This is a genomic window from Bacillota bacterium (assembly GCA_029961055.1).
Lineage (GTDB): Bacteria > Bacillota > Sulfobacillia > JAIMAT01 > JAIMAT01 > JAIMAT01.
Genome location: JASBVM010000046.1, coordinates 1 through 14,353, shown reverse-complemented (window position 1 = coordinate 14,353; position 14,353 = coordinate 1). Strand labels below are relative to the sequence as shown.

Sequence of the window (14,353 nt, the reverse complement as noted above, 5' to 3'; positions counted from 1 at the left end):
GCCCTCATGGCCACGTTGAAGCGGGTCACCATCGATCCGGTGACCAGGATCGAGGGACACCTGCGCATCGAGGTGGACCTGGACGCGGACAACGTCGTCCGGGAGGCGTACAGCTCCTCCACTCTCTTCCGCGGCATCGAGCTGGTCCTGAAGAACCGCGATCCGCGGGACGCCGGGCTGCTGGCCCAGCGGATCTGCGGAGTCTGCACCTACAGCCACCTCGAGCGGGCCACCGAGGCGGTGGAGGCCGCGCTGGGTATCCAGGTGCCGCCCAACGCCCGCATCCTGCGGAACCTGTTGCACGCCGCCACCTTCATGCACGATCACGTGGTCCACTTCTACCACTTGCATGCCATGGACTGGTTCGACCCCGTGGCCGCACTTCAGGCGTCGCCCGCCAAGGCCGCCGCCGAGGCCCTCCATTACGCGGACACGCCCTACAACACCAGTGAAGCCACCTACCGGGCGGTCCAAGCGCGCATCAAGCAGGTGGTCGACTCCGGGCAGCTGGGCCCCTTCGCCAACGGGTTCTGGGGGCACCCGGCCTACCGGCTGACGCCGGAGCAGAACCTGATCCTGCTCTCCCACTACCTGGACGCCCTCAACGTGCAGCGGATCATCGCCCAGGCGCAGGCCGTGTTCGGGGGCAAGAACCCGCATCCGCAGACCGTCGTGGTCGGCGGTGTCGCCTCGGTTATGGACATGGAAGATCCCTCCCGGGTGGGAGAGTTCCTCTACAAGATGAAGAGCGCCGGCCAGTTTGTGAGCCAGGCCTACCTGCCTGACCTGCGCCTGCTGGGTCAGGCCTACAAGGAAGAGGCGGCCGCCGGGATCGGCAACGGCGTGCCGAACTTTATGGACTATGGCGGATTCCCGCTCGAGGACCTGCCCTGGCCACAGGCAAGGGAGCTTTTCGTCAAGGGCGTCATTCTGAACCGCGACCTGAGCCGGGTGCACCCGCTGGACCCTGCCAAAATCACCGAAGATGTCACCCATGCCTGGTACCAGGGACCGGAGAAGGGCTTGCCCCCCTTTGACGAGGAGACCCTTCCGCACTACACGGGCTTGGAGCCGGACGGTCAACTCCAACGAAGCGGCAAGTACAGCTGGATCAAGGCGCCGCGCTACGACGGGAAGCCCATGGAGGGCGGGCCCCTCGCCCGCCTCCTGATCGCGACGGCCGCGGGTGACGAGGCCTTCATCCGGCTCAAGCAGCAGTTCGAGCGTGACACGGGCTGGGAGCCCAGTTACTGGTTCTCTACTGTGGGTCGGACAGTCGCTCGCGGCCTGGAGACGGCCTTGCTGGCGGAGGCGGTGCCGGGCTGGGTCAACGAGTTGGTGGAGAACGTCAGCCGGGGCCAGACAGAGACCTATCGCCCCTACGAGCTGAAGGACGGCGAGGGCTTCGCGCTGGGCGCCGCGCCGCGAGGGGCCCTTGGCCACTGGGTGAAGATCAAGGACGGGAAGATCGCGGGGTATCAGGCGGTCGTGCCCAGCACGTGGAATGCAAGCCCGCGCGACCACTTGGGCCAGCTGGGACCATACGAGGCTGCGCTGATCCACACCAGGCTGGCCAAGCCGGATCAGCCGCTGGAGGTGCTGCGCACCATCCACTCATTTGACCCGTGTATCGCCTGCGCCGTCCACGTCATTGACGCCGAAGGCCAGGAGCTGGCCCAGTTCGAGGTTCGGGGGTGAGGGGCGTGCAGTCCCAAGCGGCGAAACGAGCGCCGGTGGACACCTTGGCCTCCGCGCAGGAGCAGCCCTGGGAGGAGTTCTCCCCGACCACGCGCTGGATGCACTGGCTGCGGATGCTGTTCATCACCTACCTGCTGCTGACCGGGTTCGAGATCGCCAACCCGTTCCTGCAGACCAACCTGGGGATCCCCACGCGGGACAACTTCCTGGTGGGGCTGGTACGCGGGACGCACGAGATGGTGGGCTTCGCCCTCATCGCGGTGACGCTGGTCCGCATCTACACCGCCATCCTGGCGCGGGAGTGGCGTGACGGGCGGGTCTGCCTCTCGGGGCGCCACTGGGCCTCCCAGGTGAAGTACTACCTGCTTCTACAGAGGGAGGAGCGGAACGTGGCGGGGCGATACGGGCCCCTCCAGTTCGTCACCTACGCCATCTTTTACGTGCTCCTGGTGCTGATCGCGCTGACCGGCTGGCTGCTCTACGGCGCCAACTACCATGCGGGCCTGGGCGGCTTCGCCTACTACACGCTGGGCTTCCTCTACCCGGTCTTCGGTGGACTCGCGGGACTCCGTTCCTGGCACCACTGGCTGGCGCTGGCCATCCTCCTCTTCGTGGTCGTCCACGTCTACATGGCCATCTGGAATGCCGTCCAGAACCGCGACGGAACCATCGAGAACATGATCGTCGGATTCCGCAGGGCACCGGTCCCGGTCTCCGGGGTGGCAGCCGCCCCCAGGCCGTCCGAGCGGCGCGCGCCTCCCGCTCCGCCCGTGGCGCCGCCGGCCGGTGGCCAGCCGGTCCATCCGGCGCGGTGAGGGATGATGGGGACGGAGGCTGCGGGGGAGGTCCTGGTGCTCGGCCTCGGCAACGTGCTCCTGGGCGACGAGGGGTTGGGCGTCTATCTCGTGGACCACATGCGCCGGGCCTACGATTTCCCCGAAGGCCTCCAACTGGTCGACGGGGGAACGCTGGGCTGGGACCTGCTCGACCTGGTGGCGCGCCACCGGGCCGTGGTCATCGCCGACGCGATCGAGGCCGACGCCCGGCCCGGCACGCTCTACCGCTTCGCGCCCCAGGATCTCCACCAGGTGGCCCGCCGGGCCATCAGCTCGGCCCACGACGTCCAGATTCTCGATGTGCTTGCGGGCTTGGTCCTGCTTGGAGAGCTCCCGGAGACGGTGGTGATCGCGATGCAGCCGGGCGAGATCCGCGAGATGAAGCTGGGGCTCTCCCCCGCCGTGGAGTCGCGCCTGCCGGCCATGGAGCAGGCTGTGCTGGATGAGCTGGAGAAGCTCGGCATCCGGCCGCTGGCCCGGCGGGAGGCGCCCTTCCGCGTCGACCCGGTCGAACTCCTGCGGGCCAGCGCAGCCGGCCAGGAGGAGGACCACCGATGAGGGCGGAGACTCTGCGCGAGCAGGTGGAGGCGCGGCTTCCGGAGGCGCGTGCCCGGGTCCAGGCGCGCTTCCAGTGGACCGAGCCCGACTTCGACTGGACGAGCCGGAGCCTGGAGGAGCTCTGGAAGCGGCGCCAGGAGTTCGAGCCGGAGGTGGCGGAGGCGCTAGACCTGCTCTACCGTTACGACCTGCCCTTCCGGCGGAAGGAAGAGGAGCTGGTGGCGGCAGGCATCGACCCTCTCCGGGATTATGCGCGCTTCCGCGAGGAGCTGGACCGTTTCGAGGCCGCCTTCTGGCAGAGCCAGGCGGAGGCCGGGGTGGAGACAGCGGGAACGGAGCGAGAGACGGCGGACGAGGCGGAACACCTCCTGTCGGGGTGGTGGCGGCAGCGCCGGGGCGATCCCCCGCGGCCGCGCTATCGGCGCTTCATGGTCGGAGCCGGGGACGATCAGGTGGCCTTCCATCTGTCGCGCCTAGCCCTGGACAACGGCTGCCGCCTTCGCAACCGCCGCCGGGGTCCCTTGCCCTGGCCGGTGGAGAATATCGACCCGGCGCGCGAGGCGGAGCTCTTCGACGTGGAGGCCGAGCGGGATCTGGAGGCCCTCCGGAGGCTCGATCCCGGCTTCGACCCCGTCCGGGCGCTCCAAGTGGCCTGGCTGCGGCCGTCCGCGGCAGAGGTGGAACTCTTTGTCACCGATCCTGCCTCCCAGGGTACCTGGCCGGACGAGCTCGACCCCGCTATATTGAGGCAGCTGTCCTGGCTGGATGTGGTCAGCGAGATCCTGGCGGACGGCCTCCGCTGGATCGAGCGCTAGGGACGCCGGTCCGCTCGGCGGGAGGGCCCGGGATGCACGAGTTCGGCATCATGGAATCCGTCGTGGAGGTGGTCCGCCAGGAGGCGGCCAAGGCCGGCATCCGCCGCGTCGAGCGGGTCGCCATGGTGGTGGGCGAGCGGACCGCCGTCCTGCCCGACGCGCTGGAGTTCGCCTGGGAGGCGCTCCGCGACGGGGAGCCCTTCGCCCCGGGCGCCCGGCTGGAGGTGGAGTGGCGCGACGCCCGGGCGGTCTGCCCCGCCTGCGGGCTCGAGTACCATCCCGAGGAGGGCTTCCTCCTGGTCTGCCCCGCGTGCGGCGCGCTGGGCGGCGAGCTCCTCGCGGGCGAAGAGCTCCTGGTGGCCTCGATCGAGGGTGAATGAGGGTGAGCCGATGAAGGTGGAGATCGGCGTCAAGGCGCTGGGCGCCAACGAACGCCAGGCCGAGCTGAACCGCCGGCGCCTCCTGGAGGCAGGCTGGGTGGCCGTCAACCTGCTCAGCTCCCCGGGTTCGGGCAAGACCAGCCTGATCGAGGCGGTCCTGCCCCGTCTCCGTGCGCGCTGCGACGTGGCCGTGGTGGAGGGCGACGTGGAGACGGCCCGGGACGCCGACCGCGTGGCCGGCGCCGGCGGTCGCGCGGTCCAGATCGAGACGCGCGGCGCCTGCCACCTGGATGCGCGGATGGTCTCGCGCGCGCTGGACGAGCTCGATCTGGGGCGCCCCGAGCGGGGATGGGGACTGCTCCTGATCGAGAACGTGGGCAACCTGGTCTGCCCCGCCGAGTACCTGCTGGGCGAGGAGCTCCGGGTGGTCCTGCTCAGCACGCCCGAGGGTGACGACAAGGTGGCCAAGTACCCCGAGGTCTTCCGCACCGCCGACGTGGTGGTGCTCAACAAGATGGACCTGGCTCCCCACCTGGACTTCCGCGTCGAACGCGTCCGAGAAGACCTGCAGGCCGTCCACCCCGGGGTACCCGTCTTTCCTCTCTCGGCGCGCTCCGGGGAGGGGGTGGACCCGTGGCTGGACTGGCTCGTGCGGAACGCGCGGGAGCGGCTGGAGCTCAGGAAGAGCGCTGGCGCCTGACCGTCGCCGGGACCGTCCAAGGCGTGGGCTTCCGGCCCTTCGTCTACCGGCTGGCCACGCGGCTGGGGCTGGGCGGGCGGGTCTACAACGCCGACGCCGGCGTGGTCGTCGAGCTGCAGGGGCCGCCCGAGGCGCTGGCCGCCTTCGAGGCAGGCCTGCAGAAGGAGGCACCCCCGCTGGCGCGGATCCGCTCGCTCCGGCGGGAGCGGGTCGCGACGGTGGAGGGCGAGGCTTCCTTCCGCATCGTCGAGTCGCAGAGAGGGGCCGGCCGGCAGGTGATCGTGCCACCCGACCTGGCCACCTGCGCCGACTGCCGCCGGGAGATCTTCGACCCCGGCGACCGCCACTACCGCTACCCGTTCACCAACTGCACCAACTGCGGGCCGCGGTACACCATCGTCCGGGATCTCCCCTACGACCGGCCGCTGACCGCCATGGCGGAGTTCGCCATGTGCCCGGAGTGCGCCCGCGAGTACCACGATCCCGCCGACCGCCGCTTCGACGCCCAGCCGGTGGCCTGCCCGGCCTGCGGGCCGGAGGTCTGGCTGGCGACGCCCGAGGGCCGGCGGCTGGAGGAGGACTGGCTCGATGGCTTCCGGGAGGCGATCGCCCGAGGCGAGGTGGTGGCGCTCAAGGGGCTGGGCGGCTTCCACCTGGCCTGTGACGCGCGGAACGAGGAGGCGGTGGCGCGCCTGCGGCGGCGGAAGCACCGGCCGGCCAAGCCTTTCGCGGTGATGGCCCGCGACCTGGCGACGGCACGACGGTACGTGGAGCTGGACGCGGACGGGGAGGCGCTCCTCACCAGCCCCGAGGCGCCCATCGTGCTGGGGAGGAAGACGGAGGCAGCGCGTCGCGATCTGGCGCCCTCGCTGGCGCCGGGACTGGAGACGCTGGGCGTCATGCTCCCCTACACCCCGCTCCACCTGCTCCTCCTGGCGGAGGGACCGGAGGTGCTGGTGATGACCAGCGGCAACCTCTCCGGCCTGCCGCTGGAGTTCGAGAACGAGGGGGCGCTGGAGCGGCTCTCCGGCTTCGCCGACCGCTTCCTGCTGCACAACCGGGCGATCGTCAACCGCGCCGACGATTCGGTCGTCCGCCGCGTCGCCGGCCGGACGCAGATCCAGCGCCGCTCGCGCGGCTACGTGCCGCGCCCCCTGCCCCTCCGCGGGGCGGCGGCGGAGGGGCCGGCGGCGCTGGGCGCCGGCGGCGAGATGAAGAACGCCTTCTGCCTCCTCCGCGGCGCCGAGGCCTACGCCGGCCCCCATGTCGGCGAGATGGAGAGCCTCGAGGCGGAGGAAGCCTGGCGCCTGGCGCTCGACCGCTTCCAGCGCCTGCTCTCGCTCCGCCCCGAGGTGGTGGGCGTCGACGCCCACCCGGGCTACCGGATCTCCCGCCTCGGCCGGGAGTTCGCCCGCGAGCAGGGGGCCGGCGTGGTCCCGGTCCAGCACCACCACGCCCACCTCGTCGCCGCCCTGGCCGAGGCGGGCCTGGAGGGACCGGCGCTGGGCGCGGTGATGGACGGGACCGGCTACGGGACCGACGGGCGGATCTGGGGCTGGGAGGTGCTCTGGGGCGACGCCTCCGGCTTCGAGCGGCTCGGACACCTGCGCTACGTCCCGATGCCCGGCGGCGAGGCGGCGGTCCGGGAGCCCTGGCGGATGGCGGTCAGCCACCTCTGGGACGCCTTCGGGCCGGACCGGGGAGACAGGCTGGCCCGCCGCCTCCTCGACCTTTCCGGGGCGCAGTTGGAGGCGCTGCAGGCGCTGGTGCGGAGCGGGCTCAACGCCCCGCTCACCTCCAGCGCCGGCCGCCTCTTCGACGCCGTCTCCGCCCTGCTCGGCCTGGCGCGGGTCAACACCTACGAGGGCCAGGCGGCCATCGAGCTGGGCGAGGCGGCGGAACGGGCGGTGCGTGGCGGATACCGGCCCCGGTCCTACCCCTTCGCCCTCGAGCCCGGCGACGGGCGTGACGGGGACGGCGAGGGCGGCCGGCTCCGCTTCGATCTCCGGCCGGCGCTCCGCGAGCTGGTGCAGCGCCGCCTCGAGGGGGCTCCGGCGGAGCGGCTGGCCGCCGACTTCCACGAGACCGTCGCCGCCGCCCTGGCCGAGGCGCTCGGGCGGTGGGCGGAGGCGCGCGGCGTCGACCGCGTGGTGCTGACGGGAGGGACCATGCAGAACCCGCTTCTCCTGGAGCGGGCGGAGCAGCTGCTCCGCGGACGGGGGATCGGGGTGGTGACGCCGGTCCAGCTTCCTCCCAACGACGGGGGGCTCGGGCTGGGCCAGGCCGTGATCGCGCGCAGGAGGTGGGTCCAAGGTGTGTCTGGCGGCACCCGGTAAGGTGATCGCCATCGACCGGCAGCGGCAGATGGCGAAGGTGGAGTACTTCGGCAACGAGCGCGAGGTGGGCGTGGCGCTGGTGCCGGAGGTGCAGGTGGGCGACTTCGTCATGGTCCACGCGGGCGAGGCGATCGAGATCGTCGACCCCGAGGAAGCGGAGGAGAGTCTGAAGCTATGGGTGGAGCTCTATGGACTGGACGACGCTGAAGGGGTTTAGGGATCCGGAGCGCGCCCGCGCCGTCGTGGGCGGCGTCCGGCAGGAGCTGGAGCGCGCCGATTCCCGCCTCGGGAGGAAGCTCCGGCTGATGGAGGTCTGCGGCACCCACACCGTCTCCTTCTCGCGCAGCGGGGTGCGGAGCCTGCTGAGCGACCTGGTGGAGCTGGTCTCGGGTCCCGGCTGCCCGGTCTGCGTCACCGACCAGCGGGACATCGACGCCATGATCGAGACGGCGCGGGTGCCCGGCGTCATCGTCACCACCTTCGGCGACATGATGCGCATCCCCGGCAGCCGGACCACGCTCCAGCGGGAGCGGACGCAGGGCGCCGACGTGCGCGTCGTCTACTCCGCCCTGGACGCGCTCAAGGTGGCCGAGGAGAACCCGGAGGCGACCGTGGTCTTCCTGGGGGTGGGCTTCGAGACGACGGCGCCGGGCATCGCCCACGCCATCCTGGAGGCGGAGGCGCGAGGCCTGCGGAACTTCGCCGTGCTGTCGGCGCACAAGTACACCCCGCCGGCGGTGCGCGCGCTCCTGGACGGGGGCGACGCGCGCCTGGACGGCTTCGTCCTGCCCGGTCACGTCAGCGTGGTCACGGGCACGGAGGGCTGGCAGTTTCTGCCCCGGGAGTACGGGCTTCCCGGTGTCGTGACCGGCTTCGACCCGCTCGACCTGCTGGCCGGTGTGGGAGAGCTCGCCACCCTGATCGCCGACGGCCGTGCCGAAGTGCGGAACGCCTATCCGCGGACCGTCCAGGAGCACGGCAACCCGCACGCCCAGGAGCTGATCCGGCGGGTCTTCCGCCCGGCGGACGCGGTCTGGCGCGGGCTCGGCCCGATCCCGGCGAGCGGCATGGCCATCGCCCAGGAGTTCGCCCGGTACGACGCCTCCCGGAGGCTGGACCTCGACCTGCCGCCCACCCGGGTGCCTCCCGGCTGCCGCTGCGGCGACGTCCTGCAGGGGAAGATCCTGCCCACGGGCTGCAAGCTCTTCGCCGTCGCCTGCCGGCCCGACCGCCCCATCGGCCCCTGCATGGTCTCCAGCGAGGGCTCCTGCGCGGCCTACTACCAGTACGAGCCCGAGGCCGTGGAGGCGGCGCTGGCCGCCGTCCGGAGGGGGCCCGGCGGTGCGGGGACGCGGCCGACCGGCGCCGGTGCCGCCGCCCCCGTGGCCGGCTCCGGGGCGGGGGCGTGACCGATGCCGCGGGAGAAGGAGCGGATCCTGCTCCAGCACGGCGACGGCGGGCAGCTGACGCACCAGCTGATCGAGGAGGTCTTCCTGAAGGCCTTCCCCGATCCGGGGCTGGCCGAGCTGACCGACGCCGCCGTGCTGCCGGCGCCCCGGGGGCGGCTGGCCGTCACCACGGATACCTTCACCGTCCAGCCCGCCTTCTTCCCCGGCGGCGACCTGGGCGAGCTGGCGGTGACCGGGACGGTCAACGACCTGGCGGTGAGCGGCGCGCGGCCGCTCTACCTGACCGTCGGCATGGTGCTGGAGGAAGGACTGGAGCTGGAGACGCTGGAGCGCCTGGCCGCCTCGCTGGGCCGGGCGGCGGCGGAGGCGGGCGTCCGCATCGTCGCCGGCGACACCAAGGTGGTGCCGCGGGGCGCCGCGGACGGCCTCTACATCAACACCACCGGCGTGGGCGAGGTGCCGCCGGGGCGCGACCTGGGCTTCCACCGCATCCGCCCCGGCGACGCCATCCTGGTGACGGGCCCTGTGGGGAACCACGGCGTGGCCGTCCTCTCCACCCGGGCCGGCCTCGCCTTCGAGACGCCGGTGGTGAGCGACGCCCAGCCGCTCCACCGGCTGGTGGAGGCGGTGCTGGCGGCCGGCGGAGACCACGTGGCCTTCCTGCGCGATCCGACGCGCGGCGGCCTCGCCACCACCCTGAAGGAGGTCGCCCTCGCCACCGCCTTTGACCTGGAGGTCGAGGAGGCGGCCATCCCCGTCGATCCCGCGGTGGAGGGCGCCTGCGAGCTGATGGGGCTGGACCCGCTCTACCTGGCCAACGAGGGGAAGGCGCTGATCGTCTGCCGCCCGGAGGCGGTGGAGCCGGTGCTGGCGGCGCTCCACGCCCTGCCGGAGGGGCGGGGGGCGGCCCGCATCGGCCGGGTGGTCGGGCGGCCGGACGGCGTGGCCGAGCCGCGCCAGCCCGGGCACGTGGGGCTGCTCACCTTGAAGACGGAGTCGGCGGCACGCGCCGGCTGGAGATGCTGGCCGGCGAGCCGCTGCCGCGGATCTGCTGACTGCCGGGGTAGCGGGGGAGAGGCACCGGACCAGGAGAGAGGTACCGGAGACAGGTGCCGGAGAGAAGGTTGATGCGGTGCGTTCCCAGGAGGCGAGATCCCGGGAGGCGAGTTCCCGGGGGCGAGTGGAGGCCGCGCGGCCGGATGGAGGCCCGGCCGACCCGGGGGTCGGCTACCGGTTCGCTGCGCTGAACGCGCTGATCAGCGGCTTCGCGGTCTTCATCAACAGCCAGGGGGTCCGGACCTTCGACGACTCCACGCTCTACACCGCGCTCAAGAACGGCGTCGTGGGTCTGGCCATGCTCCTCCCCTTCGTCCTGTCGGGCTCGCGGCGGCGGGAGCTGAGCAGTCTGGACCGCCGCCAATGGGGACTCCTGGTGCTGATCGCGCTGGTGGCGGGCAGCATCTCGTATGCCCTGGACTTCCGCGGCCTCAAGATGAGCACGGCGCCGACGGCGTCCCTCATCTACCACGCCCAGTTCCTGTGGGTGGCCGTCCTGGCGGCGTTCTTCCTCGGCGAGCGCTTCAGCCGCTCGGTCTGGGTCGCGCTGGGCGTGCTGGCCGTCGGCCTCTCGGTCGGCGTCGAATTCCGCACCGTCCGCTGGGACGCGGGGGTGCCCTACCTGATCGCCAGCACGCTGCTGACCGCCGTGGGCGCCGTCCTGATCAAGGTGGCGCTGCGCACCGTCAGCCTCCCGGTCGTGGTGGCGTCCAAGATGACGCTGGGATCGGCCTTGCTCTTTCTCTATCTGGCCGCCGGGGGACGCCTCGCGGCGGTCGGGCACCTCGCCCCGCTGCAGTGGGCGTACGTGCTGGTCACCGGGCTCATCCTGCTGGCCTTCACGCTGACGGAGGTGGTGGGACTCCGGCACGCCTCCGCCACGGGCGTCACCGCGATATCGGCTGCCTCACCGGTGATCACGACGCTCCTGGTCGTGGTTACGCGGGGCACCCCCCTGACCCCCGTGCGTCTCATGGGACTCGGCCTGGTCCTCGCCTCGGTCCTGGTCGTCTACACCCTGGGCCGCCGCGACGAGCGGTTCGGCCAGGGGCCCTTCCCGGCGCCGACGAAGGAGGTGATCGCGCCATGACGACCGACCTGAGGCTGGATCCGGCGGTGCAGGAGGGCGCAATCCTCTTCGGGCGTTATGCGTTTCCGCCCAACCGGCTCGGGTACTGCGGGCCGGACGAGTCCGGGACGATCCTCGGCTACGTGGCGGAGCAGCGGTCGGATCGCGGCCTGCTGGCGCTGGAACGGCGCTTCGAGGGAGCCTACCCCTACCTGCGGCTGATCGCCATGGCTTCCGGGGTGGCCGACCCCTTCGACCGGCGCGTCGTCGAGGCGTACTGGATCGGCAACGAGCTGCTGGGGCGGGTGACGGCACGGCCTTTCTACGACTCGCTGGTCGAGCGCTTCCGGCCGCGCATGAGCCCGGGAGCGTTCCGGTGGCTGGCCGGCAAGCTGGAGCACGGGGCGCGCCCGCACCACAACTTCCACGTCTTCGACGTCTACCTCCGGGCGGGGCTGATGCGGAACGAGCGCGCCACCGTCTCCGTGGAGCACATGGACAGGTGCCGCATCAGCTGGGGCCGGGTGGTCTCGGTCGAGGGGCCGTCGCTCCGGGTGGAGCGCCGGCCGCTGGAGCTTCGCGAAGGGCGGCTTCTGCTGGGGGAGCCGGCGGTCGTGACGGTCGCCCGGCAGATCGACGGGCGCGGCTTCGTGACCGATCCACGCCCGGGCGACATCGTCTCGATCCACTGGGACTGGGCGTGCGAGGTGCTCACGCCCCGCTCCCTGAGGTGGTTGAGGGCGGAAACCCGGCGAGCCCTGAACAATGCGAATCTGACCCTGTAGCGTGAACCGGGACCCCCGGGGATCCGCCTGGGTGCCCGGTGACGGGGCAAGGAGGTTATGACCATGTGCCAGAACGGGACCAACTTTGAGGAGCTGGAGATCGTGACGCGGCAGTACCAGGCCGCAGGCCGCCTGCTCGCCGCCTCCCTGGGCGAGTGGGAGCGGCGCCTGCGCGGCTTCGGGGAGGACGATCTGGGCGAGCTCCTGGCGGAAGCGCAGACCGGCCTGGAGCGGGCCTCGCTCGCCCTGGAGCGACTCCGGTCCGAGGCGGCGGCGCGCGCCCAGGAGGAGACGTTCCACGTCCACCTTCCCGGCGAGGAGGGGCACGTTCACGAGCATCCCCACGCCCACCATGACGGTGGGCACACCCACGTCCATGCCGACGGAACCGCCCACGAGCATCCCCACCCCCACGGCCACGAGGTGGCGGGAGGCTGACGCACCCGGCGCCGGCGGCCGCGGGGACTGGCTCCCGTGGCCGCCGGGGCGACTAGTCGGCGTCGATCTCCAGCATGCCTTCGTTCTCCCGCACCTGATAGGTGCGCAGCGGCGTCCGTACCGACTCCTGCCCGCACGGCCGCTCGGGGAGGACGCGCGCGGGCTGGGTCAGCTGGCCGGTGGCCAGGTCATAGCGTGCGCCGTGCGCCGGACAGACCGCTTCCTTTCCCTCCACGTCGGTGAGGATGGCGCAGCCCATGTGCGCGCAGACGGCGTCCAGGCCGTAGAGCTGGCCGTCGACGCGGGCCACCAGGACGGGACGACCCTTGAACCAGGTGACCACGGAGTCCCGATGCTCGAAAAGACGGCTGGACAGGCCGAGAGTTTGAAAAGCCAAGCGACGTCTGCCCCCTTCACCAAGGTGATGTGATCGCTGGAGCCACTCCCCACCGTCTCCGGCGGAAGGGCCCAAGAGCGATGATATCCCTTCGCCGGAGGAGCCGGCATCGGAGGCGTCGCCATCGGTGCGGCACTCCGGGCGGCCGGCCGAGTTCCTCCCCCCTTGCCACGCGATCGGCGCCTCCCCCCAGGCGCCGATCGCCGGGGAGCGGCTCCTCCCCGCCCGGCGGTGAGGTATGCTGGCGCTGAAGCCGCCGCCGGCGGGCCGTCCAGCCCCCGGGGCGCGCCCCCTCCTGTGACCGCAGAGACCGGGCAACCTATGGCTTCGAGGGGGCCAGACGCTGGCGATGGATTCGGCCGTGACGCTCCTCTCGCTGCTGCTCCTGCTGGTGGGCCTCTACGGTATTCGCCGCGGCGGTCTCCCCCTGCTCGGCATCGCTTCGAGGAAGGCGTCGGCGGAGGTCCTGGCCGCCGCCCTGGCGCTCCTCCTGCTGGGCGGCGCGCTGGCGGCTGCCCCCGCGGGCGGAGGCGGCCGCCAGACCTCGGACGGGCGCCAGGCCACGGCGACACAGGACGCCGGAGCCGTCCACGTGCAGGTCACCCCGCCGGCGACGGGTGCGCGGGGCGGCCTGGAGCTCCACGTCATCGACGTGGGACAGGGTCTCTCGGTGCTGGTGAAGCTTCCGGACGGGAAGGCGCTTCTCTACGACGCCGGTCCGCACGAGGCGGGCCCGGAGGTGGTCGCCTACCTGCGCAGCCACGGGGTGCACCGGCTGAGCGCCTTCGTCGCCTCCCACCCCGACGCGGACCACATCGGCGGCGCCGCGGCCGTCCTCCGCGCCATCCCGACGGAGGCGGTCTACACCCCCAGGCTGCTCCACACCACGCGCACCTATCTCGACTTCCTCCGGGCCATGGCCGACCGGGGCGTCCGCCCGGTGGACGCGCGCGCCGGGGTGAGCATCCCGCTCGGGGCACAGATCTCCGCCCGCTTCGTCGGGCCCGTCCGCGACCATCCCAGCGGCGACACCAACGACGCCTCGGCGGTCCTCCGCATCCGCTACGGCTCCGTCGCCGTCCTTCTCCCCGGGGACGCGGAGGCGCGGGCCGAAGAGGAGATGATGGCGGCCGGGGAGCCGCTTCGCGCCACGGTCCTGGTGGTCGCCCACCACGGGTCCAGGTCCTCCACGTCGGCGAGCTTCCTCCGCGCCGTGCGGCCGGCCTATGCGGTGATCAGCGTCGGCGCCGGCAATCCCTACGGCCACCCGGCACCGGAGACGGTCGGCCGGCTGCGGGCCGCCGGGGCAGCCATCTTCCGGACCGATCTCCAGGGCTCGGTGGTGGCCGTGACGGAGGGGCGGAGCCTCCGGTGGAACGTCCGCCCGCTGACGCCCCCCTCCTCGGGGGCGGCGTCACACCCGGAGTGGGCGCGGGCGCTGGCCGACCTCCGGGCTACGGGCGACGTCGACTGCGGCGACTTCGTGACGCGGGAGGCCGCCCAGTCCTTCTTCCTGGCGCACGGCGGTCCGGCGGGCGACCCCTACCGCCTGGACGGCGACCACGACGGCCTGGCCTGTGAGAACCTGCCCTGAGGTGCCGAGGACGAGACGCTGCACCGGGGCGTGAGGAGGCGGCGGAACGTGCGCACCGGCATCGTCGACCGGCTGGAGCAAGAGGGCCGCCTGGCGGTGATCGAGCTGGAGGACCGGCGCTCGCTGGTGCTCCCCCGCGAGCGGATCCGCGGCCCGGTCGCACCCGGCGACGCCGTCCGCGAGGAAGCGGACGGCACCTGGGTGGTGGACCGCCAACGGACCGAGGCGCGCCGGCGCGAGGCGGAGCGCCTCTTCCGCCAGGTCTGGGGCGAAGAGCCCGGG

Annotated in this window: 15 protein-coding genes and 1 pseudogene; 15 read left to right on the top strand and 1 reads right to left on the bottom strand. The window is 72.3% G+C overall.

Annotation, left to right across the window (positions count from 1 at the left end; translation table 11 throughout):
* The first annotated feature begins 6 nt into the window (after positions 1 to 6).
* The 13 genes and pseudogenes from QJR14_09370 (at position 7) to QJR14_09310 (ending at position 12,080) form a co-directional block, all read left to right on the top strand.
* Positions 7 to 1,698 (top strand): nickel-dependent hydrogenase large subunit, encoded by a 1,692-nt coding sequence (locus QJR14_09370; GenBank protein MDI3317808.1) that lies wholly within the window; start codon positions 7 to 9, stop codon positions 1,696 to 1,698.
* Between the two features lie 35 nt (positions 1,699 to 1,733).
* Positions 1,734 to 2,513 (top strand): Ni/Fe-hydrogenase, b-type cytochrome subunit, encoded by a 780-nt coding sequence (gene cybH / locus QJR14_09365; GenBank protein ID MDI3317807.1) that lies wholly within the window; start codon positions 1,734 to 1,736, stop codon positions 2,511 to 2,513.
* A 6-nt stretch (positions 2,514 to 2,519) separates the two neighbouring features.
* Positions 2,520 to 3,092, top strand: a complete 573-nt coding sequence (locus QJR14_09360; protein ID MDI3317806.1) for a hydrogenase maturation protease — start codon at positions 2,520 to 2,522, stop codon at positions 3,090 to 3,092.
* The gene (locus QJR14_09355; protein MDI3317805.1) at positions 3,089 to 3,907 is read left to right on the top strand and encodes a hypothetical protein; all 819 of its coding nucleotides are present in this window, start codon (positions 3,089 to 3,091) and stop codon (positions 3,905 to 3,907) included. Before QJR14_09360 ends, QJR14_09355 begins: the two co-directional genes overlap by 4 nt.
* 32 nt (positions 3,908 to 3,939) lie before the next feature.
* Positions 3,940 to 4,287 carry a hydrogenase maturation nickel metallochaperone HypA gene (locus QJR14_09350; protein MDI3317804.1) on the top strand — a complete coding sequence of 116 codons (348 nt, stop codon included), beginning with the start codon at positions 3,940 to 3,942 and terminating at the stop codon, positions 4,285 to 4,287.
* 10 nt (positions 4,288 to 4,297) lie between these two features.
* Positions 4,298 to 4,987, top strand: coding sequence for a hydrogenase nickel incorporation protein HypB (gene hypB / locus QJR14_09345; GenBank protein MDI3317803.1), 690 nt, complete (start codon positions 4,298 to 4,300; stop codon positions 4,985 to 4,987).
* Positions 4,921 to 7,323, top strand: a complete 2,403-nt coding sequence (hypF, locus tag QJR14_09340) for a carbamoyltransferase HypF (GenBank protein MDI3317802.1) — start codon at positions 4,921 to 4,923, stop codon at positions 7,321 to 7,323. Before hypB ends, hypF begins: the two co-directional genes overlap by 67 nt.
* Complete coding sequence (locus tag QJR14_09335; GenBank protein ID MDI3317801.1) at positions 7,301 to 7,540, top strand: HypC/HybG/HupF family hydrogenase formation chaperone; 240 nt, start codon at positions 7,301 to 7,303, stop codon at positions 7,538 to 7,540. Before hypF ends, QJR14_09335 begins: the two co-directional genes overlap by 23 nt.
* Positions 7,512 to 8,732 carry a hydrogenase formation protein HypD gene (hypD, locus tag QJR14_09330; GenBank protein ID MDI3317800.1) on the top strand — a complete coding sequence of 407 codons (1,221 nt, stop codon included), beginning with the start codon at positions 7,512 to 7,514 and terminating at the stop codon, positions 8,730 to 8,732. Before QJR14_09335 ends, hypD begins: the two co-directional genes overlap by 29 nt.
* A 3-nt stretch (positions 8,733 to 8,735) precedes the next feature.
* A pseudogene (gene hypE / locus QJR14_09325) lies at positions 8,736 to 9,787 on the top strand (hydrogenase expression/formation protein HypE).
* 77 nt (positions 9,788 to 9,864) lie between these two features.
* Complete coding sequence (locus QJR14_09320; protein ID MDI3317799.1) at positions 9,865 to 10,878, top strand: DMT family transporter; 1,014 nt, start codon at positions 9,865 to 9,867, stop codon at positions 10,876 to 10,878.
* Entirely contained in the window at positions 10,875 to 11,642 is a 768-nt protein-coding gene (locus QJR14_09315; GenBank protein MDI3317798.1) for a DUF6390 family protein, read from the top strand. The genes QJR14_09320 and QJR14_09315 overlap by 4 nt, the downstream gene beginning before the upstream one ends.
* Before the next feature lie 63 nt (positions 11,643 to 11,705).
* On the top strand, positions 11,706 to 12,080 hold the full coding sequence (locus QJR14_09310) for a hypothetical protein (GenBank protein ID MDI3317797.1): 375 nt from the start codon (positions 11,706 to 11,708) through the stop codon (positions 12,078 to 12,080).
* 52 nt (positions 12,081 to 12,132) lie between these two features.
* On the opposite strand, the gene QJR14_09305 is transcribed toward QJR14_09310, so the two are convergent.
* On the bottom strand, positions 12,133 to 12,477 hold the full coding sequence (locus QJR14_09305; GenBank protein MDI3317796.1) for a Rieske (2Fe-2S) protein: 345 nt from the start codon (positions 12,475 to 12,477) through the stop codon (positions 12,133 to 12,135).
* Between the two features lie 349 nt (positions 12,478 to 12,826).
* Here QJR14_09305 and QJR14_09300 point away from each other — a divergent pair, with 349 nt between their 5' ends.
* Both QJR14_09300 and QJR14_09295 read left to right on the top strand, forming a co-directional pair.
* On the top strand, positions 12,827 to 14,071 hold the full coding sequence (locus tag QJR14_09300; GenBank protein MDI3317795.1) for an MBL fold metallo-hydrolase: 1,245 nt from the start codon (positions 12,827 to 12,829) through the stop codon (positions 14,069 to 14,071).
* A gap of 48 nt (positions 14,072 to 14,119) precedes the next feature.
* Positions 14,120 to 14,353, top strand: a 234-nt coding sequence (locus tag QJR14_09295) for a DUF3006 domain-containing protein (protein MDI3317794.1), incomplete at its 3' end; no start/stop codon positions are given.

Excerpts from the sequence above, each read along its gene's own strand:
- QJR14_09370 (MDI3317808.1), top strand. The coding sequence starts at position 7 with ATGGCCACGTTGAAGCGGGTCACCATCGATCCGGTGACCAGGATCGAG.
- QJR14_09360 (MDI3317806.1), top strand. The coding sequence starts at position 2,520 with ATGGGGACGGAGGCTGCGGGGGAGGTCCTGGTGCTCGGCCTCGGCAAC.
- QJR14_09355 (MDI3317805.1), top strand. The coding sequence starts at position 3,089 with ATGAGGGCGGAGACTCTGCGCGAGCAGGTGGAGGCGCGGCTTCCGGAG.
- QJR14_09350 (MDI3317804.1), top strand. The coding sequence starts at position 3,940 with ATGCACGAGTTCGGCATCATGGAATCCGTCGTGGAGGTGGTCCGCCAG.
- hypB (MDI3317803.1), top strand. The coding sequence starts at position 4,298 with ATGAAGGTGGAGATCGGCGTCAAGGCGCTGGGCGCCAACGAACGCCAG.
- hypD (MDI3317800.1), top strand. The coding sequence starts at position 7,512 with ATGGACTGGACGACGCTGAAGGGGTTTAGGGATCCGGAGCGCGCCCGC.
- QJR14_09315 (MDI3317798.1), top strand. The coding sequence starts at position 10,875 with ATGACGACCGACCTGAGGCTGGATCCGGCGGTGCAGGAGGGCGCAATC.
- QJR14_09310 (MDI3317797.1), top strand. The coding sequence starts at position 11,706 with ATGTGCCAGAACGGGACCAACTTTGAGGAGCTGGAGATCGTGACGCGG.
- QJR14_09300 (MDI3317795.1), top strand. The coding sequence starts at position 12,827 with ATGGATTCGGCCGTGACGCTCCTCTCGCTGCTGCTCCTGCTGGTGGGC.